This is a genomic window from Escherichia sp. KTE114 (assembly GCF_000407765.1).
GTDB lineage: Bacteria > Pseudomonadota > Gammaproteobacteria > Enterobacterales > Enterobacteriaceae > Escherichia > Escherichia ruysiae.
Map to the genome: position 1 here is coordinate 1,516,160 of NZ_KE136626.1, position 26,964 is coordinate 1,543,123.

Sequence of the window (26,964 nt, forward strand, 5' to 3'; positions counted from 1 at the left end):
GGTATAAGTACAAAGGCAACTAATGAGAAGCAACGACATCCAAAACCGTCCGTCTGGATAAATATCCTAAGAATAGTCTCGATTTTTTTAATACCTTAAATGATTAAGCACCGCTAATCTATAGGCGTTTTTCACTTTCAGTCGTTGTTTTGGGAAGACGCTATTATCTGGAGCGCGGTTTGTATTTCTAGTGACTTAAGTTAACTCCGTGTTAATTATAAGAAACAGAAGTAAATACCCCTGCAATGAGAACCACTTTGAGAAGGGAGAGTACATTTCATGAGCCAGGCTAATCATGCCTCGGTCTGAGGTGCGCTTTCCCCATTACGCCCCTTGGCTTGCCTGGTTTTTATTTATCGTAGAAGTAACAGAAGTTACCAGCTGACTGGGAGTTATGACTTTCAGGGGGCGTGGGCTTGTGCGCAGGATTTGGCCTCAGAATAACGTCTGCGTTACATATCCCATGACCACTGCCATTCCTAAAATTACCATCAGAAAGGCAATAATCATCGGCGTGCGAAACATCGATTTCAGCAAAATAACTTCTGTTAAGCTGGCACCCGCGCTACCGATGATGAGTGCCATTACAGCTCCCATCCCCATGCCTTTGGTCATTAATACCGAGGCGAGGGGAATTACGGCCTCTGCACGTATATAGAGCGGGATACCTATAACCGCGCTCAAGGGGATAGCCAGTGGATTATCCGTTCCGGCATGTGCTGCAATCCATTGCGCTGGAATAAAGCCGTAAATAAATGAGCCAATTAGTACCCCAATTAACAGGTAGGGCAGCACTTCTTTAAATTGCAGCCATGCATCCTTTATTGCCTGAGTCAGCAGGCTGGGGGGAGCCGTTTTGGCTGCACTACAGCAATTAACAGCAGGTTTTGCGGTACAGCAAGATGTGGTTTGCGGCGTAAACGTCGAGGAGCGCAAGTTAATAACGGGTTTATCGGACACCGGTTTGCAGCAGCTCGCGTTGCTCCCCTTCGCCGGTATGACATATCGTTCGAAGCCAACAAAATCCAGTAACAAACTGGCGGTCAGTGAAACGCCGCACGCAATAACGGCGTACAGCAACGTTACCTTCCAGCCAAATGTTGCCCACATTAGCCCGACGATAATCGGGTTGAGTAATGGTGAAACAAACAAAAAGGTGAGCGTTGGGCCAAATCCCGCTTTTGCAGAAAGAAGACCGCGAAGCATGGGAATGGTTGAGCAACTGCAAAACGGAGTCACTGCACCTAACATTGCTGCCAGCAAATAACCGCGCCCTTTACGCGCACCCATCATTTTCTGGATCTTATGATCCGGGATTTTCTGACGGATTACGCTGACACCAGCACTGATAAGAAGAAAAAGTAACGATAGCTCTACGGCTAAGAACAGGAACATCCCGGCGGCGTCGCGCAGCCCTGGTAACCATTCAAACATTTTATATCCTCTATAAAACTATATTTCTAAAATTATCGAAATGATGAGCGATGAGCAAGATATTTCTGGTATCATCGAAATATCAATTAACCGGAGAAACTACTTATGGAACTGGAAGATGTCGCTAAGGCACTGAAAGAATTAGGTCATCCGACCCGTTTGTTTATTTTTCGTCATCTGGTCAAAGCGGGAGAGCGCGGGATGCCGGTAGGCGAGTTACAGAAGGAACTTGCGATCCCCGCATCGACCTTAAGCCACCATATCTCGGCGCTGGTATCCGTTGGTCTGGTTAAGCAAAACCGCGAAAGTCGCACGTTGATGTGTGTCTCGCAATATGATGTTCTGGAAGGGATTATTAGTTTTCTGCGTGAAGAGTGCTGCGTGAATAACGGGAAGTATTAATATTCGCCGGGCTGTAGCATAACCACAACCCGGCGAGAGCCATTATTTTTTCGCAGAACCCGCTTCTAATATAGAAACGATTGAAAACAGCGTAAAACATACTGCACCCAAGCCTACCAGAACCCGCGAGGGAATAAAGTAAGCCATATCGATTTGCGCAATTTCAGCAAGGAACGCCGCGAGGAACAGGCAAAACAGACAGGTAAATACCGGTATCATTGGTATTCTGTTGGTTAACGAACAGGTGCGTCTCCAGACCAACGCCAGCAACCACACTTTGGAGAAAATACTGTAGCAGATCATTCCCAGACAAATGAGAATAATGCCGGGTGCCAGACGGGCGCTTGCATCTGAACTGATTAATACGTAGATGCCCTGAATAACGGTAAGTGAGCCGAGCAAAATAACCCAATAACACCAGAGCCAATGTTCTTTCTCTGAGAATGTATTCCGCGTTTGATGAACAATGGTGGCGACCAGACCAATAAGACAAGCGCAAATTGCCGTTAGCCCCAGGAGTACATGGCCTGCAACATAATGCGCTGTAATATCTGCACTACGCAAAAGAGTAACTGACCAGAGGAAACCAAAGAGAGTCAGAAGTAGTGGCACGGCAATTAAGCAATTACCAATAAACGAAGAATAAGCCTGAAGCGGAGTTCCATCGCTTTTACTCCCTGCCGCGTTTTTCGGGATGAGCAGAAAATGCCCGGAAGATGCCGCGACGGTTGATACGCAGGCGGCAATCATCCCAACACCAAAAATAACGTGCCCGGCAACAAATTCATCCGCCATCACATTATCGCTTGCCAGCAGAGACCACCCCCAAATCATCGTTGCAACGGAACCTGCATAACCAATAATAGGAAATAGCGTGTTGTAGAATTTATTCACACCATGATTTAACTGAGAGATGATAATAAATGCAGTAGTGAACAACGCCAGGCATATTGCAGAAAGAGAAATTAAAACATGCCCTGCAACGAAATATTCACTTTGCCCAGAACCTGCTAATACAAAATCACCTAACGCGATGCATATTATACCCATTATCAAAGGGATTAATTTAAACAACCATCCGATATATATGTTCATCTCAATCTCCATATGCGTTTCCGCTAATGTCAGAAAGCGTGTAAGTAGTATTTTTAGTCACTTAAATATAACAATGAGATACTACTAATTGTAAAAAGTAACTTTACTATAACCGGATTTATTGTTCTGAGTATTGAATTTTATAGGCGAGTTAATGCTGGCAAATAAATATTTATCCTACAGCTAATTCTGAATTAATATCTTTTCCTTATTTTTCATCGTCGCTTAAAATGCTGCTTTTTCTCATCCACCCTCTTTTCGCAAAAATACCCTATTACCTTTCGTTAAGATATTTGTACACAAAAGAATAATAACGCTGTGTGATAGTCACCGTTCCTGTTAAGGATATTTTGGGTTAAAAACGTAATCGAAATGTAGAACATCGTGATGTATCACAAGCTGATTGTAATCAAATAGACAACATGAATATAACTGTTAGTATTTAATTGATTTCAATTATGAGTATGCGTGTTTCATTTACGGCCAGGAATGCTGATGATGACAACATTACTACCCGTTTTCACTAAGCCTTCCCCGTTGGCGCTCATCTTGCGGCGCCCTGGTCGTATATGCCGTTTCCTTCTCATCCCGGATGGAAGAATTCGCTGAACATCGTTCGGCGGCTGCTGTAACACGCGTCGTTTAATTACAGGGATTATGGCGGGTCGATTATGGATAAGATTAAGCGCCATCTGGCGTGGTGGGTTGTCGGGTTACTGGCGGTTGCGGCCGTCCTGGCGTGGTGGTTATTGCGTCCGGCAGGTGTACCGGAGGGCTTTGCCGTCAGTAATGGTCGCATTGAAGCGACGGAAGTGGATATCGCCAGTAAAATCGCCGGGCGTATCGACACCATTCTGGTGAAAGAGGGGCAGTTTGTCCGCGAAGGCGAAGTGCTGGCGAAGATGGACACTCGTGTGTTGCAGGAGCAGCGACTGGAAGCCATCGCGCAAATCAAAGAGGCGCAAAGTGCCGTTGCCGCCGCGCAGGCTTTGCTGGAACAGCGGCAAAGTGAAACTCGTGCCGCACAGTCGCTGGTTAATCAACGCCAGGCTGAACTGGACTCCGTAGCCAAACGTCATACGCGTTCCCGCTCGCTCGCCCATAGTGGGGCTATTTCTGCGCAACAACTGGATGATGACCGCGCCGCCGCTGAAAGCGCCCGTGCTGCGCTGGAATCGGCAAAAGCCCAGGTTTCGGCTTCTAAAGCCGCTATTGAAGCGGCACGTACCAATATCATTCAGGCACAAACTCGTGTAGAAGCTGCGCAAGCCACTGAACGGCGTATTGCGGCAGATATCGACGATAGTGAACTAAAAGCCCCGCGTGACGGACGCGTGCAGTATCGGGTTGCTGAGCCAGGCGAAGTGCTGGCGGCAGGCGGTCGGGTGCTGAATATGGTCGATCTGAGCGACGTTTATATGACCTTCTTCCTGCCAACCGAACAGGCGGGCACGCTGAAACTTGGCGGCGAAGCACGGCTGATCCTCGATGCCGCGCCAGATCTGCGTATTCCGGCGACCATCAGTTTTGTCGCCAGTGTCGCCCAGTTCACGCCAAAAACCGTCGAAACCAGCGATGAACGGCTGAAACTGATGTTCCGTGTCAAAGCGCGTATCCCACCGGAATTACTCCAGCAGCATCTGGAATATGTCAAAACTGGTTTGCCGGGCGTAGCGTGGGTGCGGGTGAATGAAGAACTTCCGTGGCCTGACGACCTCGTGGTGAGGTTGCCGCAATGACGCATCTGGAACTGGTTCCCGTCCCGCCTGTCGCGCAACTGGCGGGCGTGAGCCAGCATTATGGAAAAACCGTTGCGCTGAACAATATTACTCTCGATATTCCGGCCCGTTGCATGGTCGGGCTGATTGGCCCGGACGGCGTCGGGAAGTCGAGCTTGTTGTCATTGATTTCCGGTGCCCGCGTCATTGAGCAGGGCAATGTGATCGTGCTGGGCGGCGATATGCGCGACCCGAAGCATCGCCGCGACGTCTGCCCGCGCATCGCCTGGATGCCGCAGGGGCTGGGCAAAAATCTCTACCACACCTTATCGGTGTATGAAAATGTCGATTTTTTCGCTCGCCTGTTCGGTCACGATAAAGCGGAGCGGGAAGTCCGAATTAATGAGTTGCTGACCAGCACCGGGTTAGCACCGTTTCGCGATCGTCCGGCAGGTAAACTCTCCGGCGGGATGAAGCAAAAACTTGGGCTGTGCTGCGCGTTAATCCACGACCCGGAACTGTTGATCCTTGATGAGCCAACAACGGGGGTTGACCCGCTCTCCCGCGCCCAGTTCTGGGATCTGATCGACAGTATTCGCCAGCGGCAGAGCAATATGAGCGTGCTGGTCGCCACCGCCTACATGGAAGAGGCCGAACGCTTCGACTGGCTGGTAGCGATGAATGCCGGAGAAGTGCTGGCGACCGGTAGCGCCGAAGAACTGCGTCAGCAAACACAAAGCGCCACGCTGGAAGAAGCATTTATTAATCTGTTACCGCAAGCGCAACGCCAGGCGCATCAGGCGGTAGTGATCCCACCGTATCAACCTGAAAACGCAGAGATTGCCATCGAAGCGCGCGATCTGACCATGCGTTTTGGTTCCTTCGTTGCCGTTGATCACGTCAATTTCCGCATTCCACGCGGGGAGATTTTTGGTTTCCTCGGTTCGAACGGCTGCGGTAAATCCACCACTATGAAAATGCTTACCGGACTGCTGCCCGCCAGCGAAGGTGAGGCGTGGCTGTTTGGGCAACCGGTTGATCCAAAAGATATCGATACCCGTCGTCGGGTGGGCTATATGTCGCAGGCGTTTTCGCTCTATAACGAACTCACCGTGCGGCAAAACCTTGAGTTACATGCTCGTTTGTTTCACATCCCGGAAGCGGAAATTCCCGCGCGAGTTGCTGAAATGAGCGAGCGTTTTAAGCTCAACGACGTCGAAGATGTGCTGCCTGAGTCATTGCCGCTCGGCATTCGTCAGCGGCTTTCACTGGCGGTAGCGGTGATTCATCGCCCGGAGATGTTAATCCTCGATGAGCCTACTTCTGGCGTCGATCCGGTGGCGAGGGATATGTTCTGGCAGTTGATGGTCGATCTCTCGCGCCAGGACAAAGTGACTATTTTCATCTCCACCCACTTTATGAACGAAGCGGAACGCTGCGACCGTATCTCACTGATGCACGCCGGAAAAGTGCTCGCCAGCGGCACGCCACAGGAGCTGGTTGAGGAACGTGGAGCCGCCAGTCTGGAAGAGGCATTTATCGCCTGTTTGCAGGAGGCGGCAGGGCAGAGCAACGAAGCCGAAGCGCCGCCCGTGATACACGACACCACCCACGCCCCGCGTCAGGGATTTAGCCTGCGCCGTCTGTTTAGCTACAGCCGCCGCGAAGCACTGGAATTGCGCCGCGATCCGGTGCGTTCGACGCTGGCGCTGATGGGAACAGTGATCCTGATGCTGATAATGGGTTACGGCATCAGTATGGATGTGGAAAACCTGCGCTTTGCGGTGCTCGATCGCGACCAGACCGTCAGTAGCCAGGCGTGGACGCTCAATCTCTCCGGTTCCCGTTACTTTATCGAACAACCACCGCTCACCAGTTATGACGAGCTGGATCGCCGGATGCGTGCGGGCGATATCACGGTGGCAATTGAGATCCCACCCAATTTCGGGCGCGATATCGCGCGTGGTACACCCGTGGAACTCGGTGTCTGGATCGATGGTGCGATGCCGAGCCGCGCCGAAACGGTAAAAGGCTACGTGCAGGCTATGCACCAGAGCTGGTTACAGGATGTAGCGAGCCGACAATCCACGCCCGCCAGCCAAAGCGGGCTGATGAATATTGAGACGCGTTATCGCTATAACCCGGACGTAAAAAGCCTGCCAGCGATTGTTCCGGCGGTGATCCCGCTTCTGCTGATGATGATCCCGTCAATGCTAAGCGCCCTTAGCGTGGTGCGGGAAAAAGAGCTAGGGTCGATTATCAACCTTTACGTGACCCCCACCACCCGTAGCGAGTTTTTGCTTGGCAAACAGCTGCCGTACATCGCGCTGGGGATGCTGAACTTTTTCCTGCTCTGCGCCCTGTCAGTGTTTGTGTTTGGCGTGCCGCATAAAGGCAGCTTCATGACGCTCACCCTGGCGGCGCTGCTGTATATCATCATCGCCACCGGAATGGGGCTGCTGATCTCCACCTTTATGAAAAGCCAGATTGCCGCCATTTTCGGTACGGCGATTATCACGTTGATTCCGGCGACGCAGTTTTCCGGGATGATCGATCCGGTGGCATCGCTGGAAGGGCCGGGGCGTTGGATCGGCGAGGTTTACCCCACCAGTCATTTTCTGACTATCGCGCGCGGGACGTTTTCGAAGGCGCTGGATCTGACTGATTTATGGCAACTTTTTATCCCGTTGCTGATAGCCATACCGCTGGTGATGGGCTTAAGCATCCTGCTGCTGAAAAAACAGGAGGGATGATGCGCCATTTACGCAATATTTTTAATCTGGGTATCAAAGAGTTGCGCAGTCTGCTTGGTGATAAAGCGATGCTGACGCTGATTGTTTTCTCGTTTACGGTGTCGGTGTACTCGTCGGCAACCGTTACGCCAGGATCGTTGAATCTCGCACCGATCGCCATTGCCGATATGGATCAATCGCAGTTGTCGAACCGGATCGTTAACAGCTTCTACCGCCCGTGGTTTTTGCCGCCGGAGATGATCACCGCCGATGAGATGGATGCCGGGCTGGACGCCGGGCGCTATACCTTCGCGATAAATATTCCGCCTAATTTTCAGCGTGATGTCCTCGCCGGACGCCAGCCGGATATTCAGGTGAACGTCGATGCTACGCGCATGAGCCAGGCATTTACCGGCAACGGGTATATCCAGAATATTATCAACAGTGAAGTGAACAGCTTTGTCGCGCGCTACCGTGATAACAGCGAACCGTTGGTATCGTTGGAAACCCGGATGCGCTTTAACCCGAATCTCGATCCCGCGTGGTTTGGCGGGGTGATGGCGATCATCAACAACATTACCATGCTGGCGATTGTGCTGACCGGATCGGCGCTGATCCGCGAGCGTGAACACGGCACGGTGGAACACCTGCTGGTGATGCCGATAACGCCGTTTGAGATCATGATGGCGAAGGTCTGGTCGATGGGGCTGGTGGTGCTGGTTGTGTCGGGATTATCGCTGGTGCTGATGGTGAAAGGCGTGCTGGGCGTACCGATTGAAGGCTCGATCCCGCTGTTTATGCTGGGCGTGGCGCTCAGTCTGTTTGCCACCACGTCAATCGGCATTTTTATGGGGACGATCGCGCGTTCAATGCCGCAACTGGGGCTGCTGGTGATTCTGGTGCTGCTGCCGCTACAAATGCTTTCCGGTGGCTCCACGCCGCGCGAAAGTATGCCGCAGATGGTGCAGGACATTATGTTGACCATGCCGACGACACACTTTGTTAGCCTCGCGCAAGCCATTCTCTACCGTGGTGCCGGATTCGAAATCGTCTGGCCGCAGTTCCTTACGCTGATGGCAATTGGCGGCGCGTTTTTCACCATCGCGCTGCTGCGATTCAGGAAGACGATTGGGACAATGGCGTGATTACGGGGTTAATCTTCCTTCGGCAGGCACTGCAAATGTCCGTGCCGCACGCCGCGCTGGGCGATAACGTCATCGGCAAAATGTTGTACGTCGCCCATGTCTCCTTTCAGCACGGCAATTTCCAGACAGTCGTCGTGATTAATGTGCACATGCAGCGTGGCGACCGAGAGATCGTGGTGATGATGCTGGGTGGAGACAATACGGCTGGCTAAGTCGCGTTTTTCGTGTTCATACACATACGACAGCACCGCGAAACCTTGTGTGCCGTGCTGCTGGGTCGCTTCCTGCGCCAGGGCGCTACGCAGAATATCGCGGATAGCTTCGGAACGGTTGTTATAACCACGACGCTGGCTCAGGCTATCCAGCGTCTCCAGTAAATCGTCATCAAGCGTGATGGTGACTCGTTGCATTTGCGTTAAACCTTTTCAGTGGCGCGACGGCGCACGGGGAATGCGGGTAATACCGCGTTTTGTAGCACACGTCCGGCGTCAGAGGAAAAGGTTAATTTATCTCCCACCACCTGGGTTTCGACGATTTGCCCGTTGTCCATCACCATCACCCGCTGGCAAAAGCGTTCCACCAGGCGTAAGTCGTGGGTGATGAACAGGCAGGCGGTGCCAAACTGTTGTTGCAGCTTTTTCAGTAGACGAATGACGCCCGCTTGTAATACGAGGTCAAGATTGGAAACGGCTTCATCCAGAATCAGCAGTTTCGGTTCGACAGCCAGCGCGCGAGCCAGGCAGACGCGCTGGAGCTGGCCGCCGCTTAACTGCGGTGGGCGTTTGTCGAGCACGCTGTCATCGAGATCGACCGCCTTCAGCATTTCGCTGGCGCGCGCCAGTTGTTCGGATTTTTTTAGTGATAGCAGGTGGCGCATCGGTTCACGCAGGATCTCGCGCACGGTTTTGCGTGGGTTAACGGCGCTGATGGAGTCCTGAAACACCATCTGAATATCGCGGCGGAACGCCTTACGCTGGGCGCGATTAAGTTTCGCCAGCGGTTCGCCGCGCCAGCTAATATTCCCTTGTGAGGGCAATTCTAAGCCTACCAGTAGCCGCGCGAGGGTGCTTTTTCCGCAGCCGCTGCGCCCCAGCAGAGCGACGGTTTCACCGCTTTTCAGGGTCAGAGAAACGTTATTCAGCACCGCCTGATGCTGGTGCTTACCGCTGAATCCACCGTGTGAATAGTGATGTGAAAGGTCGGAGACGTTAAGTAAAGTCATGATGTCAGCTCCATACCGTAGAGGGTGAGATGAGCGGAAACCAGGCTGCGCGTCACCGCATGTTTGGGGGCATGAAACAGCGTTTCGACCTGGCCTTGCTCAACAATCTTACCGTGAGACATTACCGCCACATCGTCCGCCAGACGTGCTACTACGCCCATATCATGGGTGACCAGCAGCATCCCCGGCGCTTGTTTTTGCATAATGCTTTCCAGCAGATCGAGGATGCGCGCCTGTGCTACCACGTCGAGGTCGGTGGTTGGTTCATCGGCGATGATAAACGGAGATTCGCACAGCACCGCCATCGCAATCATCATGCGCTGCAACATGCCGCCGCTCATCTCGAACGGGTACAGCTTCAGCACGCGCGCGGCGTTTTCCAGCCCCACCGCTTCTATGGCAGCGGTAAGCGTAGCGTCATCGGCGGGTTTCCCTAACGCCAGGCAGGTTTCCCGCGCGTGGGTCTGCATGGTGTGCAGTGGATTAAAGGCGCTGCGCGGGTTCTGCATGATGGTGGCAATTTTGATGCCGCGCAGGGCGCAAGGCGAAACCGGTTTGCCATCGGCTAAAATTTCCCCCGCCGTCTGGCGAACGCCAGCGGGCAGAATGCCCAGCGTCGCGGCGCAGGTCAGTGATTTCCCGCTGCCGCTACCGCCGACTAACGCCAGCACACGCCCGCGTTTCAGGGTTAACGATACGCCGTGCACCAGCGGCTGCGCGGCCTGTAGCGCGATATTACGTAGTTCAATCTGTTGCGGCATTAGTGTGCGTGCTCCGTCACCAGATGAGGATCCAGATGATCGCGCAGTGCGTCACCCACCAGGTTAAAGGCCATCACGCTGATAAACAGCGCCAGCCCCGGCCAGAACATTTGCAGCGGCTGGGTCCAGATATACTGGCGCGCGTCGTTAATCATCACGCCCCATTCGGCGGTCGGCGCGGTCACGCCGAGGCCGAGGAAGGACATCCCCGCGACGTGCAGCATCATATGGCCGATATCCAGCGTCGCCAGCACCAGCAGCGAGGGGATCACCGCGCCTGCCAGATGATCAACAAACACCCGCACATGGCCCGCGCCAGAAAGTCGTGATGCCAGCACAAACTCGCGCTGGCGCAGCGAAATCACAAGGCTGCGCACCATGCGCGCGTACCACGCCCAGTGTGACAGGGCGATGGCGATAATGACGTTGGTCAACCCGGTGCCAAGCACGCCAACCATAAAGAACGACAGAATCGAGGTCGGGAAGGTCATAAACATATCGGCAACGCGCATGGTGGCCTGATCAACACGCCCGCCAATCAGCCCGGCGCTGCCGCCAATGACCAGCCCTAATGTCAGCACCAGCAGCAGGCAGGCCATTACCGAGCCGAGCGACACGCGGGTCGCCGCCATCAGCCGCGAGAAAATATCACGCCCTAAGTGATCGGTGCCCAGCCAGTGCTGCGCATCCGGCGAGAGCAGGCGCGACGGCAGATCAATCGCCTGTGGGTCATACGGCAGCCACCACTGGCTGGTGAGCGCAATCAGCGCCAGCAGGGCGATAATGATCAGCGCCAGGCGTACCGACCAGCGGGAAGAGAGGAAAAAGTTCACGCGTGCGCTCCTTCATGACGACGAATGCGCGGATCCAGCGCGGCGTTGAGCAAATCGACAATCAAATTACAGACCACAAAAACCACCACCATCATCAGCGTAAAGCATTGAATCACCGGATAGTCGCGGTTGAAAATCGCCGACACCGCATAGCGCCCGACGCCCGGCCAGGCAAAGATGTTTTCGATAATCATCGTCCCGCCGATCAGTTCGCCGATGTGCATCCCCACGGCGGTGATCATCGGCAGCGAGGCATTACGCAGAATATGGCGGCGTTCGGTCTGTTTGTCGTTCAGGCCGCGTAGCCGCGCCCAGGTGACGTGACGCTGACCGGCGACGTCCAGCATACTGGCGCGCAGTAGCCGCGCGTTAATCGCCAGCGACATAAAGGCGATGGAAACCGCCGGCAAAATGATGTGCTGCCAACCGCCGTAACCCATCGCGGGCAGCCATTGCAGATACACTGAAAACGCCATTACCAGCAAAAACGCTAGCCAGAAGTTAGGCATTGAGACGCCGAGAAACGCGATGAAACGTACGGCGAAATCCGGCAGGCGGTCGCGATGGCGCGCCGCCCAGATACCGAGTGGTACGGAAGTGAGCAGAATTAACACCAGCGCCGCGCCCGCCAGTTCCAGCGTGGCGGGCAGGAAGTTCAGCATATCGTCCAGCACCGGGCGTTGGCTGGCGAATGAGATGCCGAAATCGAGATGCAGCGCCTTCCACAACCAGGTGCCGTACTGGACGTACAGCGGCTGATCCAGTCCCAGCATGGTGCGGGTAGAGGCCAGCATCTCCGGCGTCGGCGGCAGGTTAGATAAACGCAAATAGTCGAGCGCCGGGTCACCGGTGCCGAGGCGCAGCATCAGAAAAATGATCACCGAGGCGGTGAGCACCATCGGGATCAGCAGCAAAAAGCGGCGTAATACGTAACGCAACATTAAGGTTTCACCGGTTTAATCTGTTCGAACGGAATTTCGGTGGCGATCGGCGCGTAGGGGATGTTACCCAGCTCCGGTTTTGATACCACCATCATTGAGATGTAACTGATAGGCAGATAAACCGCCTCGTCATGCAGACGGGTCAGAATGTCGCGATACAGCGCCTGACGTTGCGTTTCGTCATGGGTCGCCAGCACTTCGCCGATCTCTTTATCAATCAGCGGTTTGTCGGCTAATCCTTGCTGTGCCTGGAAGTCAGCGTGTGACGGTACGCGCATTGAACTCAGGAAGGCGTGTGGATCGTATGGCGCGCCCCAGGTGCGGTGGAAAATCATGCCAAAACGACCATCGCGCTGACGAGCATAGATACTGCTCTCTTCTTCTCCAATCAGCGAGACATCTGCGCCGATCTGGCGCATATCAGCCTGAATGATTTCCGCCATCGATTTACTTAACGCATCGGTGCCGATGAACGACAGTTCAATGCGCAGCGGCTGACCATTTTTCTCGCGGATGTCTTTTCCCGCAGGCAACGTCCAGCCTGCTTTTTCCAGCAATTCTTTCGCTTTCTGTGGATCGTACTGGCGCGGCTTCAGGCCGAGATTAGCGTAGGGCACGGAAGGGGCAAACAGGGTGTCGGCGACCTGCTGAGTGCCATACAACGCATTATCAATCAGCGATTTTTTGTTTACCGCGTAATTGAGAGCTTCCCGCACTGCCAGCTCGTTGGTGGGGGCTTTGGCAGTATTAAGCGCCAGCATCACGGTTTCGATCGGCTGTGACAGTTGGGTATGGTAAGCCGGATTCTGGCTAAAGCGGGCGAAGGTATCGAGCGGTAATAACCCTTCGTTTCCGTACAGCAGGTCGATATCGCCAGTTTCAAACGCCACCGCGCGGGTAGTCGGGTCCGGGATCACGTTAAAGGTGATCTTTTTAATCGCCGGCTTTTCGCCCCAGTAGTTTTCGTTACGGACGAAGACATCGTGCTGATTCAGTTTCGATTCCTGCAAAACCCACGGTCCGGTGCCAATCGGTGCTTTAATTCCGTTCATGGTTTCATGGTTTTTAAACTGCGAGGGGGCGATAAAGCGGAAAGGACGGGGCAGGGCCAGTTCTTGCAGGAAAGGATAGTAGGCGCTTTTCAGGGTGATTTGCAGCTCCGTTTTACTGAGTGCTTTAACATCAACAATCTGGTTTGCCAGCTCCAGCCAGGCGTGACGTTGACGGTTATCGAGCACTACGCGGAAGTTTTCTGCCGCCGCCTCGGCATCGAACGGTTCACCGTTGGAGAATTTCACGTCATCACGCAGGGTGAAGGTCCAGGTTTTACCATCTTCTGAATGAGTCCAGCTTTTTGCCAGCCACGGGATCACCGAACCGTCTGCCTGATATTTCACCAGCGGTTCATAAACCATGCTCTGGGCGAACATCTGGTTAGGCGTGTAAAGGTGCGGGTTTAGTGGCCCGACATTCACCGGCCAGGCGGTGGTGATTTCATCTGGTGCAGCGGCATGGACGATAAAAGACGCACAAGCCAGCAGCGCAAATAGAGTGCGGCGGAGTGTGGAGAGCATGGTAACCCCAATGGATTAAAATAGATGGCGGAAATAAGTATGACGATTTTAAGTATTCGTCATACTGATAACCTGTTCTGGATCAATAGATGGGCAGTCGGATGGGCGGATCAGTTAAGCGAATCGATCCATTGCACAGCGTCGGTGGTGAGCGTAAAGGGGGTAGGAGTGCAGATTGCCAGACTTAAATTTTCAAGCTGACAATGGCTGACAGACAGCGAGGAGTGATAGGTGCTGTCTACGCTGACGATTTGCCAGGCGCTGCCGCCACGTTGTTTAACGATGGCTTCTTTGCGCGTCCAGATGCGCCAGAACATTTCTAGTTGCTGATCGGGATGCACGGCGTCCATCTCAGCGTGTTCCCCGAGGCTGAACACGGCGTTCGCCAGCCAGCGCCAGTTGGCGCGCGGGCGAATCACTTCGATATCGCAGCCGACTTCGCCTTCATCGCTCAACAGCAGGGCGATATCGTCACCGCTATGGCTTAAGTTGAACCATAGCGGCGTTTCCGGCGCGAATGCCGGTTTGCCTTGTTCGCCATAGATGATCTCCGGTAGCGGGGAAAGCGTGTGCGAAAGCAATGCACGCCCCGCCAGCCAGCGTTCGCGTCGTGGACCTTGCGGTGCTTGCTCGCGTAAAGCCGGTGGCAGTGGAGCTGTGCTTAAGGTCGAAACTTTCCCCAGAACTATCCGATACATATCAGGGCCAACGTTTAATGGAAAAGGAAAGTGCGTATCGTATCACTTGTCGCCTCATCCCGGTAACCGACTTTTCGGTCGTCCCGGTCCCAGTAAAATCGCTAGTTTGCTGCCGCCTTTGGTGGTTTCCATCCAGATTTTACAGACGCTGGTTAATGGCACCGAAAGCAGCATACCAACCGGACCGAGTAACCATCCCCAAACCAACAACGACAGAAACACCACCATGGTGGACATCCCCAGTCGATGCCCCATCATCCGTGGCTCTAAAATATTGCCGATGACCATATGGACAACTAAAAACAGTGCGCCAACCAGAATACATTCGTAAACGCCATTAAACAGCAACACCTGAATCATTGGCGGCACGGCGGAGATCACCGCGCCAATATTGGGAACGTAGTTGAGCAAAAATGCCAGTACCGCCCACATCAGCGCAAACTGTACGCCCATTAGCGCCAGCCCCAGCCAGACGATGACGCCTGTCCATAAACTGAGCAGCGTCTTCAATGCAAGATAGTGCGAAACACCTTTTAAGGCGCGGTGTAGTCCGGCGATGTGAATCTGTGGGTTATTTAGCGCAAAACGCATTTTGTAAGGCACGTGGCGTACTTCAAACAGCATAAAAACTACGGTCATCACCAGCAAAAGCACGCTCGCCATTGCGCCGGAAAGCCCGGTCATCAGCGCAGTGGTGAAGGCGACAACTTTTTCCGAATCCATCCGCTGGAGCATTCGTTCCGGCGACATATGCAGATTAAGAAACGGTAACATCTCTTGTAATTTAAAGAGCTTACGGGTCAGTTCCTTATTAAATTTCGGCAGCATAGAGATAAATTCGTTAAACGATGCCGCCAGTACGCCGACCAGCGCAGTAAGTGCTATCAGCATCACCACCACCACAATGGTAATGGCTATGGGGCGTTGTACTCCCCGACGAATAAACCATGTGACCAGCGGATTGAGGACGATAGCGAAAAAGAGCGCCAGTAATAGTTGCACAATGATATCTGCCGCTGCGTGAATGCCGGCGAGGATCACCACCAGCGAGGCCAACTTGAGCAGAATATGCATTCCTGTTTTATCCGGTTGAAGGGTTTCCATTGGGGCTTCCTTGTGACTTTTTGTATTAAGTGTAGCGGGAGTCACGCCAGCAATATTCTGATTCTTACTGCTGATTTCCACGCCAGCCCGTGGTAAAAATGAAACACTGTTGTAAAAATGTGGTGATCCCCATGCCCGAACCCGCGCTAAATGGATTGCGCCTTAATCTGCGCATTGTCTCCATTGTCATGTTTAACTTCGCCAGCTACCTCACCATCGGGTTGCCGCTCGCCGTATTGCCGGGCTATGTCCATGATGTGATGGGATATAGTGCCTTCTGGGCGGGGCTGGTTATCAGCCTGCAATATTTCGCCACCTTGCTGAGTCGCCCACGTGCCGGGCGTTATGCTGATTTGCTGGGGCCAAAAAAGATAGTCGTCTTCGGTTTGTGCGGCTGTTTTTTGAGCGGGCTGGGCTATCTGACCGCAGGATTAACCGCCAGTCTGCCCGTCATCAGCCTGTTATTACTGTGCCTGGGGCGCGTGATTCTTGGCATTGGGCAAAGTTTTGCTGGAACCGGATCGACACTGTGGGGCGTTGGTGTGGTTGGCTCACTGCATATCGGGCGGGTGATTTCGTGGAACGGCATTGTCACTTACGGGGCGATGGCGATGGGCGCGCCGTTGGGCGTGCTGTTTTATCACTGGGGAGGATTGCAGACGCTGGCATTAATCATTATGGGCGTGGCGCTGGTGGCGATTCTGCTGGCGCTCCCGCGTCCGTCGGTGAAAGCCAGCAAAGGCAAGCCACTGCCGTTTCGCGCGGTGCTTGGGCGCGTCTGGCTGTACGGTATGGTGCTGGCACTGGCTTCCGCCGGGTTTGGCGTCATCGCCACCTTTATCACACTGTTTTATGATGCTAAGGGCTGGGACGGTGCGGCTTTCGCGCTGACGCTGTTTAGCTGTGCGTTTGTCGGTACGCGACTGTTATTCCCTAACGGCATTAATCGTATCGGCGGCTTAAACGTGGCGATGATCTGCTTTAGCGTTGAGATAATCGGCCTGCTATTGGTTGGCGTAGCCACCGTACCGTGGATGGCGAAAATCGGCGTCTTGCTGGCTGGCGCTGGGTTTTCGCTGGTGTTTCCGGCACTGGGCGTGGTGGCCGTAAAAGCAGTTCCGCAGCAGAATCAGGGGGCGGCGCTGGCAACATACACTGTGTTTATGGATTTATCGCTGGGCGTGACCGGACCACTGGCTGGGCTGGTGATGAGCTGGGCTGGAGTGCCGGTGATTTATCTGGCAGCGGCGGGGCTGGTAGCAATCGCGTTATTGCTGACGTGGCGATTAAAAAAACGGCCTCCGGTGGAAGTACCGGAGACCGTCTCATCATCTTAAAACTTACTGAATAACCAGCGTATTAATGATGTTTTCTGCGGTGGTTTGCGCTTTTTGCTGATCGTCAGCAGGCAGCGTGATTTGCATGGTCAGCAGTTGATTACCCACGTTACCCAGAATGACGGAAGAGTACGCCGTCTGGCCTTTCGCGGAGATAATGCTGTCTAACTGCTGCATTTTGTGACCTTTCAGCTCAATAGATTTGTTGGTCACCACTTGCAGTTGCGGATCGCGGCTACGTTGCTGATCTTCCAGACGTTTCGCCAGCACAGCCAGATCTTCTTTCGGGTCGTCGCCCATGATGACGATGACTGCTTTCTGCCCGGTGGCGTCGGACCAGACGTGCATGTTATTGGCCTGCGTTCCCAGCTTACCGCTCTGGTCGGTCATATCCGCTGGCAGCGAGAAACTTAACTTGCCATCAAGCAGGTTGACGGGATTCACGGTAGCGTTACTTTCTGCGACCGAACCCTGCGCCGTAGCGTTAGTGTCTTTATCATCACAGGCCGCAAGCCCCATAACCAGCAGGCCAATTCCGACATATTTAACCAGATTGCGCATTGACTTCTTCCTTTCGATAAACGGCCATAACGGCTCATTCGTCCATCTTATCACAACTCTGATAACGAACCTTTAACTGGCCTGCAAAGCGTTGATTTCGGATTTATCTGCCAGTCTTTTCAATAGCATATTGAGTAATACGCCATACATTGGCAGGAAGAAAACGATGCTGATTAACACTTTGAAACAGTAATCAACCAGCGCGATTTCCATCCAGTGCTCAGCCATAAAGGCATCCGGGCTGCGCCAGAAAGCAATGAAGAAGAAGGCCAGCGTATCGCTGACGTTACCAAACAGTGTGGAAGCCGTCGGTGCCAGCCACCAGTGACGACTCTGACGCAAGCGGTTAAAGACATGCACGTCGAGGATCTGCCCCAGCGCGTAGGCCATAAAGCTGGCGGTAGCGATACGGGCGACAAACAGGTTGAAGTGGGCGAGAGCGCCGAATCCCTGCCATGAACCCATATAAAACAGTGATGAGATGACGTAGGAGATCAGCAACGCGGGGATCATTACCGCAAAGATGATGCGACGAGCCAGCGGCGCGCCAAAAATACGCACGGTCAGGTCGGTAGCAAGAAAAATAAACGGAAAGCTAAACGCGCCCCAGGTGGTATGAAAACCAAAAATGGAGACTGGAAGCTGTACCAGATAGTTACTGGAGGTGATCACCAGAAGATGAAATAACGATAACCAGAACAACGCTTTATAGCGTTGCGTTTGTGAGAAAGCGTTCATATTGTACCTTTTTGATTAGCCATTGGGGTGAGGGAACCCAATACGTACGACACGTTATTTTATAGTGAGATAGTAACGTGCTTACCCTTTTTTCGAGCCGCCGCATGATACTGCTTTATGTTGACAATGCAATGGTTAATTTTCACGCAATCGTTAACCTTGTTTGCTAACGGACGTACAGAGCGTAAACTAGCGCCGTTTTTTTATATGGTGAGAAGAAAATGACCGATCTCTTTTCCAGCCCTGACCACACTCTCGACGCTCTTGGCCTGCGCTGCCCGGAACCGGTGATGATGGTGCGCAAAACCGTGCGCAATATGCAGCCTGGCGAAACGTTGCTGATTATTGCTGATGATCCGGCAACGACCCGCGATATTCCTGGGTTTTGTACCTTTATGGAACACGAACTGGTCGCCAAAGAGACGGATGGACTGCCTTATCGCTATTTGATTCGTAAAGGCGGTTGATAGGGCAGATTGGCTTCGATGCCGCCTTTTCCCCTCACCCTAACCCTCTCCCCTGAGGGGCGAGGGGACCGATCGCGCTCAATTTTGCGGCTTGCAATTGGTTTGTAAAATGGATAAGGCGTTTACGCCGCATCTGGTATACGGCATGTAAGCGTAATGGAATGCAAAAATGGATTATTTAATTCCAGTTTGTCTGGCATTGCTGGGATTACTCGCGATATTCACCCCCAATTGGCTGCTCCCTGTTTTTATCGTTGCGGTGGGATGGCTGGGGGTATTTGGCTGGGGTTGGCTCTGGCTAATGATTTTTTTACCTTTACTTAACGGTGTCGGATTTGCTTATGCACTGTGGATGATGTTCAAAAGACCATCATTAGCATCCCGCCTGGTTGTTACATTCAGTGTTATCTCCATCATTCTGATGTTGGCGCTATATTACGCTTTCCTGACCATGCCACCGTTCCCGGCTCAGCACTAAGCCTGATAGCCAGAGGCTATCAGGCAACACCGTTACTTCCTGCGCAACAGCCTTAACGCATTTGCCGTCACCAGCACCGTCGCACCTGTATCTGCCAGCACCGCCAGCCACAGGCCGGTCATACCTAACAGCGTGGTGACGAGGAAGATCCCTTTCAACCCCAGCGCAATGGTGATGTTCTGGCGGATATTAGCGTGAGTCGCGCGTGCCAGCTCAATCATTTGTACCAGACCGCGCAGGTGGTTATGCGTTAATGCTGCGTCGGCGGTTTCCAGCGCCACGTCTGTGCCACTGCCCATAGCAATCCCGATGGCGGCGGCTTTCATGGCTGGTGCGTCGTTAATGCCGTCGCCGACCATCGCCAGCGGCGCATGTTGATTCAACTCCGTCACCGCTTTGACTTTATCTTCCGGCAGTAATCCTGCTTTAAATTCCAGCCCCAGTTCACCGGCAATGGCTGCCGCTGCACGCGGATTATCGCCGGTGAGGATCATCCCTTTGATGCCCAGGGTGTTCAGTTCACTGATGGCAGTGGCGGCATCGGCGCGCAGGGTATCCTGCAACGCAATGACACCAAGCACTTCATCGTTACGGACTACCAGCACTACCGTTTGCCCGGCGCTTTCCAGTTCATTAATCAAACCAGTAAATGCATCGGCAGGATGTTTCCCGGCAGCGCATATCAGCACCCGCTCTCCGTTGACCTGCGCTTCAATGCCAGAGCCGACCAGCGCCCGCTGTGACTCTGCGGCAGGTATGGCGAGTGCAGCAACCTGCGCTTCACGAACGATGGCTTGCGCCAGTGGATGCGTCGCGCCTTGCTCGACCGCCGCCGCCAGCGCCAGCAGTTCAGATTCGCTAATACCTGTTGCCGGATGAATCGCGGTAACGCGCGGTTTACCGACGGTCAGCGTACCGGTTTTATCAAACGCCACCTGGGTGACACGACCTAGCTGTTCCAGCGCCGCGCCGCCTTTAATTAACGCTCCACGACGCGCCGCCGCTGCCAGCCCGGAGGTAATCGCCGCAGGCGTGGAGATAACTAACGCACACGGGCAACCAATCAGCAGCAGCGTCAGCCCTTTATAAATCCACTCCTGCCAGCTTGCGGCAAATAGCAGCGGTGGCACCAGCGTCACCAGCAGGGCGACGGCCATAATTGCCGGCGTGTAGATACGGCTGAAACGGTCAATAAAACGCTCAATCGGTGCGCGGCGCTCTTCGGCCTCTTCAATCAGTTTCAGAATACGATCAATGGCGCTGGCACCCGGTTCTGACAACACTTCCAGCGTCACCAGACGGTCAACGCTGGTGGCGCCTGCCGGGACTTTATCGCCCGTTGCGCGTTCCACAGGAATGGATTCGCCGGTCAGGGCGCTTTCATCAAAACTGGCAAACGGCGAGAGCAGTTTACCATCAGCAGGCAAACGTCCACCCGCCGCAACTTCAATCACATCGCCTGGCCGCAGGCTGTTAATCGCCACCTCTTCCCGCTCACCGTTACGCAGGCGCGTGGCGGTTTCTGGTTTCAGCGCCATTAACGCGCTGACGCCCTGACGTGCGCGGCTGGCGGCCCATCCTTCCAGTCGTTCGCCAATCAGAAACAGCAATAACACCATCGCAGCTTCAGCCGTTGCGCCAATAAACAGTGCGCCAATAGCGGCCACGCTCATTAACGTTTCAATGGCAAAATAACTGCCGGACTTGATCAGCCGTAATGCCTGACGAGCAATCGGGTACAGCCCAACCAGCGTGGTCGCGATAAACGCCAGTTGCCCGAACGGATGATTAAATTGCTCCAGCCCCCAACTGATTGCCATCATCACAATAAGCGTAATCAGCGGCAGGTTTTCTTTCAGGCGTGATGCTTGTGGTTCTTCAGCGGCCTGCTCATCGCGCAGGGAATAGCCCGCTTTTTGCACCGCCGATTCAATTTGCGCACGGATGTCATTGTCGGCATCCACTACCAGTTTTTCGGTAGCGAACAACACCTGTACCTGATTCACGCCTGCAAGCTGACGCACGGCATTTTCTACCTTGCGCGCACAGGCGGCGCAGTCCATGCCGCTGACTTTCCAGCTATAGCGGGTGCCGGAGACGTTTTCAGAGAGTGTTGGCGTGCTGGAACATGCACCGTCGCAGCAACAGTCGTTGGCGTTCTGTGCCGTGGTTAGCGGTTTGAACGCGGCAAATTGAGGGGCTTTTTTGCCGTGATTGTCGGGAGTCGACATGGCATCCTCCGGTTAAGTTTTTTCTCATTAACCGAAGGATACACTCTGGAGTCGACTCCAGAGTCAAGTTTTATCAGAGATACAGCGAGCGGACGATCAGGAAGTGACCGGCAAAGTAGCAGGCCGCAGCAATCGCGTTATCCGCACGGAAGCGTCGGCGATAGTGGCTCTCCAGCCAGACAAAGTTACTGATAAACAGCAACGAAGCGCCAACAAACGCAGAGAGTGCCGGAGCGGTCGGACGGAAGAACCACAGTTCACCTGCCAGCCACACCATCACCAGCGTCATACCGATAAAAGTACAGACAGGCCAACGGAACTCTTCGAGACGCGTCCAGATAATGGCCAGCAATAGCGCGCCCAGAACCAGCAGTACCAGCGGCAACGGCCAGAAAAAGGAGAGCGTCATCTGGCTGGCGAAATAGATGGTGTACAGCAAGTGTGAGAGGAAAAACGCACCGATGGCGTACATCAGACGCTGGCGTGGTAACAGGGTTAACGCATCGCCCAGCAGTGAGGCACACAGCCCCGCCAGCACCAGATAGCTAATGGCATCGAACATTGGCGCTTGCCAGGCCAGCAACAGCAGTAGCAGAAGGGTTAACGGTTTAAATACCCAGCGTTGCCAGGTTGGCCCACGGTACGATGCATCCACAGATAGCCATGCGGAAAGACAGACAGCGATAAACGACCAAAGCATCTTAGTTCCTTGAATTCGTTATTTTTTCGTAAGCGGAATGCCTACGGTCTTGCTAATCAGTTTAGTGGCGAGGATGGACGGATGACAACACCATAACTGGCAGGGTATGCTTATTTCCGCATTTTCCGATGAGGGATAAAGATGAGCAAACCACCTCTTTTCTTTATTGTTATCATTGGCTTAATTATCGTCGCCGCATCGTTTCGTTTTATGCAACAACGGCGGGAAAAAGCTGATAATGATATGGCGCCGCTCCAGCAAAAGCTGGTAGTGGTGAGTAGCAAGCGGGAAAAACCGATTAACGATCGTCGTTCGCGCCAGCAGGAAGTGACTCCGGCGGGCACCAGTATGCGTTATGAGGCGAGTTTCAAACCGCAAAGCGGTGGACTGGAGCAGACATTCCGCCTCGGCGCTCAACAGTACCATGCCCTGACGGTGGGTGATAAAGGTACGTTGAGCTATAAAGGAACGCGCTTTGTCAGCTTTGTTGGCGAACAATAATGCTACTTTTTGGGGTTAATTTTCTTCTGCCAGACCAACAGTTCAAACACGCCGAAAAGGAAAATACGCACCTTTTCGGCGGTGGTCATCTGCGGGCCATCTTTCGGCAAGGTCGATTTCAACAGCGCCAGCTGCATACCATGCATCAGCACGGTAAAAATCAGCGCCACGTTAACGAAAATATTCAGCGGGCGTGGGAAGGGCTGAAAAAGATTGAGGATCAAAAATCCCCAAACGCAGAGCATTAACAAACGTCCAATATTAATCAGCATCACTTTCTCCTTGTGTTTCACGCTGATACAGCCGATAAGCGACCTGACCAGCCACTTTTTCGCGATATAACGACCAGTTGGCAGGAACGGTGGGCAGGCCATTTTCTACTTCACTTTCAACATATACCCAGGCTTCATCAGCCAGCCAACCGTTGTTTTCCAGTAAATTAATGGTTTCTTCCAGCAAGCCACGGCGGAACGGAGGGTCAACAAACACAATATTATGCGGCGTTCCTTTTTGCATTAGAAAAGACATCGCATTGGTGTTCACGACTCGCGCATTGCCCGCTTTCAGCGTCGCCAGATTTTTGATTAACTGCTGAGATACCGCGCGATCCATCTCAACCAGCGTAGCTTCCGCAGCGTAGCGTGACAAGGCTTCCAGCCCCAGCGCACCGCTACCTGCGAAGCAATCCAGGCATTGCGCATCAACAATGACCGGCGCCAGCCAGTTAAACAGCGTTTCGCGCACGCGATCGGTGGTAGGGCGTAGACCTGGGCTATCAGGAACCGGGAGTTTACGGCCTCGCCACTGCCCGCCAATAATGCGGATTTGACCGCTGCCGGAATGATTCGGTTTTTTCATGGTAAATTGCTCAATCCGCCAGATAACACATACTTGCAGGCGGTGATGTGGATTAAGTTAAGTGGTAGACTATTTCATCATTTTTTTAGCTGCTATGTACATAGCGTTAACGCTGTGCCATGAAGCAACAGCGAGGAGTGTAGTCGCAGATGGCGAAAGAAAAAAAACGTGGCTTTTTTTCCTGGCTGGGCTTTGGTCAAAAAGAGCAGACCCCGGAAAAAGAGACAGAAACCCAAAACGAACAACCGGTTGTAGAAGAAACCGTCCAGGCGCAAGAGCCTGAGAAAGTTGCTGAACAACCCGTTGAAGAGCAGCCGCAGGCGCATACTGAAGCTGAGGCGGAAACTTTTGCTGCCGACGTTGTGGAAGTCACTGAACAGGTTGTTGAAAGTGAAAAAACGCAACCTGAAGCGGTTGTCGAGCCGGAAGTTATTGCAGAACCGGAACCGATAGTTGAAGAAACGCCAGCGTCGGTAGTTGAACCTGAAGTTACGCCGGAGCCAGTGGCTATCGAGCGTGAAGAACTGCCGCTGCCGGAAGACGTTAAAGTCGAAGAAATTTCGCCAGAAGAGTGGCAGGCCGAAGCGGAAACCGTGGAGATTGTCGAAGCGGCGGAAGAACAAGCAGCGAAAGAAGAAATCACCGACGAAGAGCTGGAAGCACAGGCGCTGGCTGCTGAAGCGGCAGAAGAGGCGGTGATGGTCGTTCCTCCGGCAGAAGAAGATCAGCCGGTGGAAGAGGTAGCCCAGGAGCAGGAAAAACCAACCAAAGAAGGTTTCTTCGCGCGCCTGAAACGCAGCCTGCTGAAAACCAAAGAAAACCTCGGTTCCGGATTTATCAGCCTGTTCCGTGGTAAAAAAATCGACGATGATCTGTTTGAAGAGCTGGAAGAGCAATTGCTCATCGCCGATGTGGGCGTGGAAACCACGCGCAAAATCATCACCAATCTGACTGAAGGCGCGACCCGCAAACAGCTTCGCGATGCTGAGGCGCTCTACGGTCTGCTGAAAGAAGAGATGGGTGATATTCTGGCGAAGGTCGATGAACCGCTGAACGTCGAAGGCAAAACACCGTTCGTAATCCTGATGGTAGGCGTCAATGGCGTGGGTAAAACCACGACTATCGGTAAGCTGGCGCGTCAGTTTGAACAGCAAGGTAAATCGGTGATGCTGGCGGCAGGTGATACTTTCCGTGCGGCAGCAGTTGAGCAGCTTCAGGTCTGGGGGCAGCGCAACAATATTCCGGTGATTGCCCAGCATACCGGCGCGGACTCCGCCTCAGTTATCTTCGACGCCATTCAGGCCGCTAAGGCGCGTAATGTTGATGTCCTGATTGCCGATACCGCCGGACGCTTGCAGAACAAATCGCACCTGATGGAAGAGCTGAAGAAAATCGTCCGTGTGATGAAGAAACTCGACGTTGAAGCTCCGCATGAAGTTATGCTGACTATCGATGCCAGCACCGGGCAGAATGCGGTAAGCCAGGCCAAACTGTTCCATGAAGCAGTCGGCTTAACCGGCATCACGTTAACGAAACTGGACGGCACGGCGAAAGGCGGAGTAATTTTCTCGGTGGCTGACCAGTTTGGTATTCCTATTCGCTATATTGGTGTCGGCGAGCGTATTGAGGATTTGCGTCCGTTTAAGGCGGACGACTTTATAGAGGCACTTTTTGCCCGAGAGGATTAACAATGATTCGCTTTGAACATGTCAGCAAGGCTTATCTCGGTGGGAGACAGGCGCTGCAGGGCGTTACGTTCCATATGCAGCCGGGTGAGATGGCGTTTCTGACCGGTCATTCCGGTGCAGGGAAAAGTACCCTCCTGAAGCTGATCTGTGGGATTGAGCGGCCCAGCGCCGGGAAAATCTGGTTTAGCGGCCATGACATCACGCGTCTGAAAAACCGTGAAGTTCCGTTTCTGCGCCGCCAGATTGGCATGATTTTCCAGGATCACCATCTACTGATGGATCGTACTGTCTACGATAATGTGGCGATCCCGTTGATTATCGCCGGTGCCAGCGGTGACGATATTCGTCGTCGTGTATCGGCGGCGCTGGATAAAGTCGGGCTACTGGACAAAGCGAAGAACTTTCCGATTCAGCTTTCTGGCGGTGAACAACAACGCGTTGGCATTGCCCGCGCGGTGGTTAACAAACCTGCGGTACTGCTGGCGGACGAACCGACCGGTAACCTTGACGACGCGCTGTCGGAAGGAATTTTACGTCTGTTTGAAGAGTTTAACCGCGTTGGGGTAACGGTATTGATGGCAACGCACGACATCAACCTGATTTCGCGGCGTTCCTATCGTATGCTCACCCTGAGCGATGGTCACTTGCATGGAGGCGTGGGCCATGAATAAGCGCGATGCAATCAATCATATCCGGCAGTTTGGCGGACGTCTGGATCGCTTCCGTAAATCGGTCGGCGGTTCTGGCGACGGTGGTCGTAATGCGCCGAAACGCGCGAAATCCTCGCCAAAACCGGTAAATCGCAAAACCAACGTTTTCAACGAACAGGTGCGTTATGCGTTCCACGGCGCTTTGCAGGATCTCAAAAGTAAACCGTTCGCCACGTTTTTAACGGTGATGGTCATCGCCATCTCCCTGACGCTGCCAAGCGTCTGCTATATGGTGTACAAAAACGTTAACCAGGCGGCGACGCAGTATTATCCCTCACCGCAAATCACCGTTTATCTGCAAAAAACGCTGGACGATGACGCCGCTGCGGGCGTGGTGGCACAGCTACAGGCCGAACAGGGCGTGGAGAAAGTGAACTATCTTTCTCGTGAAGACGCGTTGGGCGAGTTCCGTAACTGGTCTGGTTTTGGCGGCGCGCTAGACATGCTGGAGGAAAACCCGCTTCCGGCAGTGGCGGTGGTGATCCCAAAACTCGATTTCCAGGGTACGGAGTCGCTGAATACGTTGCGTGATCGCATCACGCAAATTAACGGCATCGATGAAGTACGAATGGACGATAGCTGGTTTGCCCGTCTGACCGCACTGACTGGGCTGGTAGGGCGCGTTTCGGCGATGATTGGCGTGCTGATGGTGGCGGCGGTGTTCCTGGTTATCGGCAACAGCGTGCGTCTGAGCATATTTGCCCGTCGTGACTCCATTAACGTGCAGAAACTGATTGGTGCGACGGATGGTTTCATCCTGCGCCCGTTCCTGTACGGTGGCGCACTGCTGGGATTTTCTGGCGCATTGTTGTCATTAATTTTGTCAGAAATTCTGGTGCTGCGATTGTCATCGGCGGTTGCGGAAGTGGCGCAGGTATTTGGAACGAAGTTTGATATCAATGGGTTATCGTTCGATGAATGCTTGTTGTTGCTGCTGGTGTGTTCGATGATTGGCTGGGTGGCAGCATGGCTTGCCACGGTACAACATTTACGGCACTTTACGCCGGAATAATAAAAGCGTGTTATACTCTTTCCC

The 26,964-nt window shown here is 53.4% G+C and carries 28 protein-coding genes; 12 read left to right on the forward strand and 16 right to left on the reverse strand.

Annotated features, from left to right (window positions below):
• Positions 1 to 435 precede the first annotated feature (435 nt).
• Positions 436 to 1,434 carry a permease gene (locus tag WC5_RS13680; RefSeq protein WP_000464436.1) on the reverse strand — a complete coding sequence of 333 codons (999 nt, stop codon included), beginning with the start codon at positions 1,432 to 1,434 and terminating at the stop codon, positions 436 to 438.
• A 105-nt stretch (positions 1,435 to 1,539) separates the two neighbouring features.
• Here WC5_RS13680 and WC5_RS13675 point away from each other — a divergent pair, with 105 nt between their 5' ends.
• Positions 1,540 to 1,836, forward strand: coding sequence for an ArsR/SmtB family transcription factor (locus tag WC5_RS13675; RefSeq protein WP_000418114.1), 297 nt, complete (start codon positions 1,540 to 1,542; stop codon positions 1,834 to 1,836).
• Between the two features lie 42 nt (positions 1,837 to 1,878).
• Here WC5_RS13675 and WC5_RS13670 read toward each other — a convergent pair whose 3' ends face one another.
• Complete coding sequence (locus WC5_RS13670; RefSeq protein WP_016231547.1) at positions 1,879 to 2,931, reverse strand: DUF2776 family protein; 1,053 nt, start codon at positions 2,929 to 2,931, stop codon at positions 1,879 to 1,881.
• A 495-nt stretch (positions 2,932 to 3,426) separates the two neighbouring features.
• On the opposite strand from WC5_RS13670, the gene WC5_RS25650 reads away from it, so the two are divergent.
• From WC5_RS25650 to WC5_RS13655, 4 genes are all read left to right on the forward strand, one after another.
• On the forward strand, positions 3,427 to 3,540 hold the full coding sequence (locus WC5_RS25650) for a hypothetical protein (protein WP_212976463.1): 114 nt from the start codon (positions 3,427 to 3,429) through the stop codon (positions 3,538 to 3,540).
• Positions 3,541 to 3,602: 62 nt separating this feature from the next.
• Entirely contained in the window at positions 3,603 to 4,670 is a 1,068-nt protein-coding gene (locus WC5_RS13665) for an HlyD family secretion protein (protein WP_000357900.1), read from the forward strand.
• Entirely contained in the window at positions 4,667 to 7,402 is a 2,736-nt protein-coding gene (gene rbbA, locus WC5_RS13660) for a ribosome-associated ATPase/putative transporter RbbA (RefSeq protein WP_000149102.1), read from the forward strand. The genes WC5_RS13665 and rbbA overlap by 4 nt, the downstream gene beginning before the upstream one ends.
• Complete coding sequence (locus WC5_RS13655; RefSeq protein ID WP_010350603.1) at positions 7,402 to 8,526, forward strand: ABC transporter permease; 1,125 nt, start codon at positions 7,402 to 7,404, stop codon at positions 8,524 to 8,526. Before rbbA ends, WC5_RS13655 begins: the two co-directional genes overlap by 1 nt.
• Positions 8,527 to 8,534: 8 nt before the next feature.
• Here WC5_RS13655 and nikR read toward each other — a convergent pair whose 3' ends face one another.
• From nikR to WC5_RS13615, 8 genes are all read right to left on the reverse strand, one after another.
• On the reverse strand, positions 8,535 to 8,936 hold the full coding sequence (gene nikR, locus WC5_RS13650; protein ID WP_001190062.1) for a nickel-responsive transcriptional regulator NikR: 402 nt from the start codon (positions 8,934 to 8,936) through the stop codon (positions 8,535 to 8,537).
• A 5-nt stretch (positions 8,937 to 8,941) separates the two neighbouring features.
• Positions 8,942 to 9,748 carry a nickel import ATP-binding protein NikE gene (gene nikE / locus WC5_RS13645; RefSeq protein ID WP_000173698.1) on the reverse strand — a complete coding sequence of 269 codons (807 nt, stop codon included), beginning with the start codon at positions 9,746 to 9,748 and terminating at the stop codon, positions 8,942 to 8,944.
• Positions 9,745 to 10,509, reverse strand: a complete 765-nt coding sequence (gene nikD, locus WC5_RS13640) for a nickel import ATP-binding protein NikD (protein ID WP_001136213.1) — start codon at positions 10,507 to 10,509, stop codon at positions 9,745 to 9,747. Before nikD ends, nikE begins: the two co-directional genes overlap by 4 nt.
• Positions 10,509 to 11,342 (reverse strand): nickel ABC transporter permease subunit NikC, encoded by an 834-nt coding sequence (gene nikC / locus WC5_RS13635; RefSeq protein WP_001008963.1) that lies wholly within the window; start codon positions 11,340 to 11,342, stop codon positions 10,509 to 10,511. The genes nikD and nikC overlap by 1 nt, the downstream gene beginning before the upstream one ends.
• Entirely contained in the window at positions 11,339 to 12,283 is a 945-nt protein-coding gene (nikB, locus tag WC5_RS13630) for a nickel ABC transporter permease subunit NikB (RefSeq protein ID WP_000947089.1), read from the reverse strand. Before nikB ends, nikC begins: the two co-directional genes overlap by 4 nt.
• Positions 12,283 to 13,857 (reverse strand): nickel ABC transporter substrate-binding protein, encoded by a 1,575-nt coding sequence (gene nikA / locus WC5_RS13625; RefSeq protein WP_000953377.1) that lies wholly within the window; start codon positions 13,855 to 13,857, stop codon positions 12,283 to 12,285. Before nikA ends, nikB begins: the two co-directional genes overlap by 1 nt.
• A 110-nt stretch (positions 13,858 to 13,967) precedes the next feature.
• Complete coding sequence (acpT, locus tag WC5_RS13620) at positions 13,968 to 14,555, reverse strand: 4'-phosphopantetheinyl transferase AcpT (RefSeq protein WP_000285799.1); 588 nt, start codon at positions 14,553 to 14,555, stop codon at positions 13,968 to 13,970.
• A gap of 54 nt (positions 14,556 to 14,609) precedes the next feature.
• Positions 14,610 to 15,659 carry an AI-2E family transporter gene (locus WC5_RS13615; RefSeq protein ID WP_010350607.1) on the reverse strand — a complete coding sequence of 350 codons (1,050 nt, stop codon included), beginning with the start codon at positions 15,657 to 15,659 and terminating at the stop codon, positions 14,610 to 14,612.
• 98 nt (positions 15,660 to 15,757) lie between these two features.
• On the opposite strand from WC5_RS13615, the gene WC5_RS13610 reads away from it, so the two are divergent.
• Positions 15,758 to 16,996 (forward strand): MFS transporter, encoded by a 1,239-nt coding sequence (locus WC5_RS13610; protein ID WP_016231548.1) that lies wholly within the window; start codon positions 15,758 to 15,760, stop codon positions 16,994 to 16,996.
• A gap of 3 nt (positions 16,997 to 16,999) precedes the next feature.
• Here the strand turns inward: WC5_RS13610 and dcrB are convergent, their stop codons facing one another.
• Positions 17,000 to 17,557, reverse strand: a complete 558-nt coding sequence (gene dcrB / locus WC5_RS13605) for a phage sensitivity protein DcrB (protein WP_001245301.1) — start codon at positions 17,555 to 17,557, stop codon at positions 17,000 to 17,002.
• Between the two features lie 72 nt (positions 17,558 to 17,629).
• Positions 17,630 to 18,295: a 7-cyano-7-deazaguanine/7-aminomethyl-7-deazaguanine transporter gene (locus WC5_RS13600; protein ID WP_000991080.1), complete on the reverse strand. Its 666-nt coding sequence runs from the start codon at positions 18,293 to 18,295 to the stop codon at positions 17,630 to 17,632.
• 221 nt (positions 18,296 to 18,516) lie between these two features.
• Here WC5_RS13600 and tusA point away from each other — a divergent pair, with 221 nt between their 5' ends.
• Entirely contained in the window at positions 18,517 to 18,762 is a 246-nt protein-coding gene (tusA, locus tag WC5_RS13595; RefSeq protein WP_000130621.1) for a sulfurtransferase TusA, read from the forward strand.
• A gap of 169 nt (positions 18,763 to 18,931) precedes the next feature.
• On the forward strand, positions 18,932 to 19,240 hold the full coding sequence (locus WC5_RS13590; RefSeq protein ID WP_000385058.1) for a hypothetical protein: 309 nt from the start codon (positions 18,932 to 18,934) through the stop codon (positions 19,238 to 19,240).
• A gap of 32 nt (positions 19,241 to 19,272) precedes the next feature.
• Here the strand turns inward: WC5_RS13590 and zntA are convergent, their stop codons facing one another.
• Together zntA and WC5_RS13580 are read right to left on the reverse strand one after the other, a co-directional pair.
• Entirely contained in the window at positions 19,273 to 21,471 is a 2,199-nt protein-coding gene (gene zntA / locus WC5_RS13585; protein WP_000106515.1) for a Zn(II)/Cd(II)/Pb(II) translocating P-type ATPase ZntA, read from the reverse strand.
• A 73-nt stretch (positions 21,472 to 21,544) separates the two neighbouring features.
• Positions 21,545 to 22,171: a lysoplasmalogenase gene (locus tag WC5_RS13580; protein WP_016231549.1), complete on the reverse strand. Its 627-nt coding sequence runs from the start codon at positions 22,169 to 22,171 to the stop codon at positions 21,545 to 21,547.
• A gap of 141 nt (positions 22,172 to 22,312) precedes the next feature.
• Between WC5_RS13580 and WC5_RS13575 the strand changes: the two genes are divergently transcribed.
• Positions 22,313 to 22,672, forward strand: a complete 360-nt coding sequence (locus WC5_RS13575; protein ID WP_000042889.1) for a DUF2500 domain-containing protein — start codon at positions 22,313 to 22,315, stop codon at positions 22,670 to 22,672.
• A gap of 2 nt (positions 22,673 to 22,674) precedes the next feature.
• Here WC5_RS13575 and WC5_RS13570 read toward each other — a convergent pair whose 3' ends face one another.
• Both WC5_RS13570 and rsmD read right to left on the reverse strand, forming a co-directional pair.
• Complete coding sequence (locus tag WC5_RS13570; RefSeq protein WP_010353117.1) at positions 22,675 to 22,944, reverse strand: DUF1145 family protein; 270 nt, start codon at positions 22,942 to 22,944, stop codon at positions 22,675 to 22,677.
• Complete coding sequence (gene rsmD, locus WC5_RS13565) at positions 22,934 to 23,530, reverse strand: 16S rRNA (guanine(966)-N(2))-methyltransferase (RefSeq protein WP_000743184.1); 597 nt, start codon at positions 23,528 to 23,530, stop codon at positions 22,934 to 22,936. Before rsmD ends, WC5_RS13570 begins: the two co-directional genes overlap by 11 nt.
• 149 nt (positions 23,531 to 23,679) lie before the next feature.
• On the opposite strand from rsmD, the gene ftsY reads away from it, so the two are divergent.
• The 3 genes from ftsY to ftsX are packed head-to-tail and all read left to right on the forward strand — an operon-like array spanning position 23,680 to position 26,940.
• Positions 23,680 to 25,218: a signal recognition particle-docking protein FtsY gene (gene ftsY / locus WC5_RS13560; protein WP_016231550.1), complete on the forward strand. Its 1,539-nt coding sequence runs from the start codon at positions 23,680 to 23,682 to the stop codon at positions 25,216 to 25,218.
• A 2-nt stretch (positions 25,219 to 25,220) separates the two neighbouring features.
• The gene (ftsE, locus tag WC5_RS13555) at positions 25,221 to 25,889 is read left to right on the forward strand and encodes a cell division ATP-binding protein FtsE (RefSeq protein WP_000617723.1); all 669 of its coding nucleotides are present in this window, start codon (positions 25,221 to 25,223) and stop codon (positions 25,887 to 25,889) included.
• Positions 25,882 to 26,940: a permease-like cell division protein FtsX gene (gene ftsX, locus WC5_RS13550; protein ID WP_001042009.1), complete on the forward strand. Its 1,059-nt coding sequence runs from the start codon at positions 25,882 to 25,884 to the stop codon at positions 26,938 to 26,940. The genes ftsE and ftsX overlap by 8 nt, the downstream gene beginning before the upstream one ends.
• Positions 26,941 to 26,964: the final 24 nt, after the last annotated feature.

Coding starts and splice junctions, on each gene's coding strand:
- WC5_RS13615 (WP_010350607.1), bottom strand. CDS start 15,659: ATGGAAACCCTTCAACCGGATAAAACAGGAATGCATATTCTGCTCAAG.
- WC5_RS13665 (WP_000357900.1), top strand. CDS start 3,603: ATGGATAAGATTAAGCGCCATCTGGCGTGGTGGGTTGTCGGGTTACTG.
- nikB (WP_000947089.1), bottom strand. CDS start 12,283: ATGTTGCGTTACGTATTACGCCGCTTTTTGCTGCTGATCCCGATGGTG.
- WC5_RS13680 (WP_000464436.1), bottom strand. CDS start 1,434: ATGTTTGAATGGTTACCAGGGCTGCGCGACGCCGCCGGGATGTTCCTG.
- nikR (WP_001190062.1), bottom strand. CDS start 8,936: ATGCAACGAGTCACCATCACGCTTGATGACGATTTACTGGAGACGCTG.
- ftsY (WP_016231550.1), top strand. CDS start 23,680: ATGGCGAAAGAAAAAAAACGTGGCTTTTTTTCCTGGCTGGGCTTTGGT.
- zntA (WP_000106515.1), bottom strand. CDS start 21,471: ATGTCGACTCCCGACAATCACGGCAAAAAAGCCCCTCAATTTGCCGCG.
- WC5_RS13580 (WP_016231549.1), bottom strand. CDS start 22,171: ATGCTTTGGTCGTTTATCGCTGTCTGTCTTTCCGCATGGCTATCTGTG.
- ftsE (WP_000617723.1), top strand. CDS start 25,221: ATGATTCGCTTTGAACATGTCAGCAAGGCTTATCTCGGTGGGAGACAG.
- rbbA (WP_000149102.1), top strand. CDS start 4,667: ATGACGCATCTGGAACTGGTTCCCGTCCCGCCTGTCGCGCAACTGGCG.
- dcrB (WP_001245301.1), bottom strand. CDS start 17,557: ATGCGCAATCTGGTTAAATATGTCGGAATTGGCCTGCTGGTTATGGGG.
- WC5_RS13575 (WP_000042889.1), top strand. CDS start 22,313: ATGAGCAAACCACCTCTTTTCTTTATTGTTATCATTGGCTTAATTATC.
- acpT (WP_000285799.1), bottom strand. CDS start 14,555: ATGTATCGGATAGTTCTGGGGAAAGTTTCGACCTTAAGCACAGCTCCA.
- WC5_RS13570 (WP_010353117.1), bottom strand. CDS start 22,944: ATGCTGATTAATATTGGACGTTTGTTAATGCTCTGCGTTTGGGGATTT.
- tusA (WP_000130621.1), top strand. CDS start 18,517: ATGACCGATCTCTTTTCCAGCCCTGACCACACTCTCGACGCTCTTGGC.
- nikA (WP_000953377.1), bottom strand. CDS start 13,857: ATGCTCTCCACACTCCGCCGCACTCTATTTGCGCTGCTGGCTTGTGCG.
- ftsX (WP_001042009.1), top strand. CDS start 25,882: ATGAATAAGCGCGATGCAATCAATCATATCCGGCAGTTTGGCGGACGT.
- nikD (WP_001136213.1), bottom strand. CDS start 10,509: ATGCCGCAACAGATTGAACTACGTAATATCGCGCTACAGGCCGCGCAG.
- WC5_RS13600 (WP_000991080.1), bottom strand. CDS start 18,295: ATGAACGCTTTCTCACAAACGCAACGCTATAAAGCGTTGTTCTGGTTA.
- WC5_RS25650 (WP_212976463.1), top strand. CDS start 3,427: ATGATGACAACATTACTACCCGTTTTCACTAAGCCTTCCCCGTTGGCG.
- WC5_RS13610 (WP_016231548.1), top strand. CDS start 15,758: ATGAAACACTGTTGTAAAAATGTGGTGATCCCCATGCCCGAACCCGCG.
- WC5_RS13675 (WP_000418114.1), top strand. CDS start 1,540: ATGGAACTGGAAGATGTCGCTAAGGCACTGAAAGAATTAGGTCATCCG.
- rsmD (WP_000743184.1), bottom strand. CDS start 23,530: ATGAAAAAACCGAATCATTCCGGCAGCGGTCAAATCCGCATTATTGGC.
- WC5_RS13655 (WP_010350603.1), top strand. CDS start 7,402: ATGCGCCATTTACGCAATATTTTTAATCTGGGTATCAAAGAGTTGCGC.
- WC5_RS13590 (WP_000385058.1), top strand. CDS start 18,932: ATGGATTATTTAATTCCAGTTTGTCTGGCATTGCTGGGATTACTCGCG.
- WC5_RS13670 (WP_016231547.1), bottom strand. CDS start 2,931: ATGAACATATATATCGGATGGTTGTTTAAATTAATCCCTTTGATAATG.
- nikE (WP_000173698.1), bottom strand. CDS start 9,748: ATGACTTTACTTAACGTCTCCGACCTTTCACATCACTATTCACACGGT.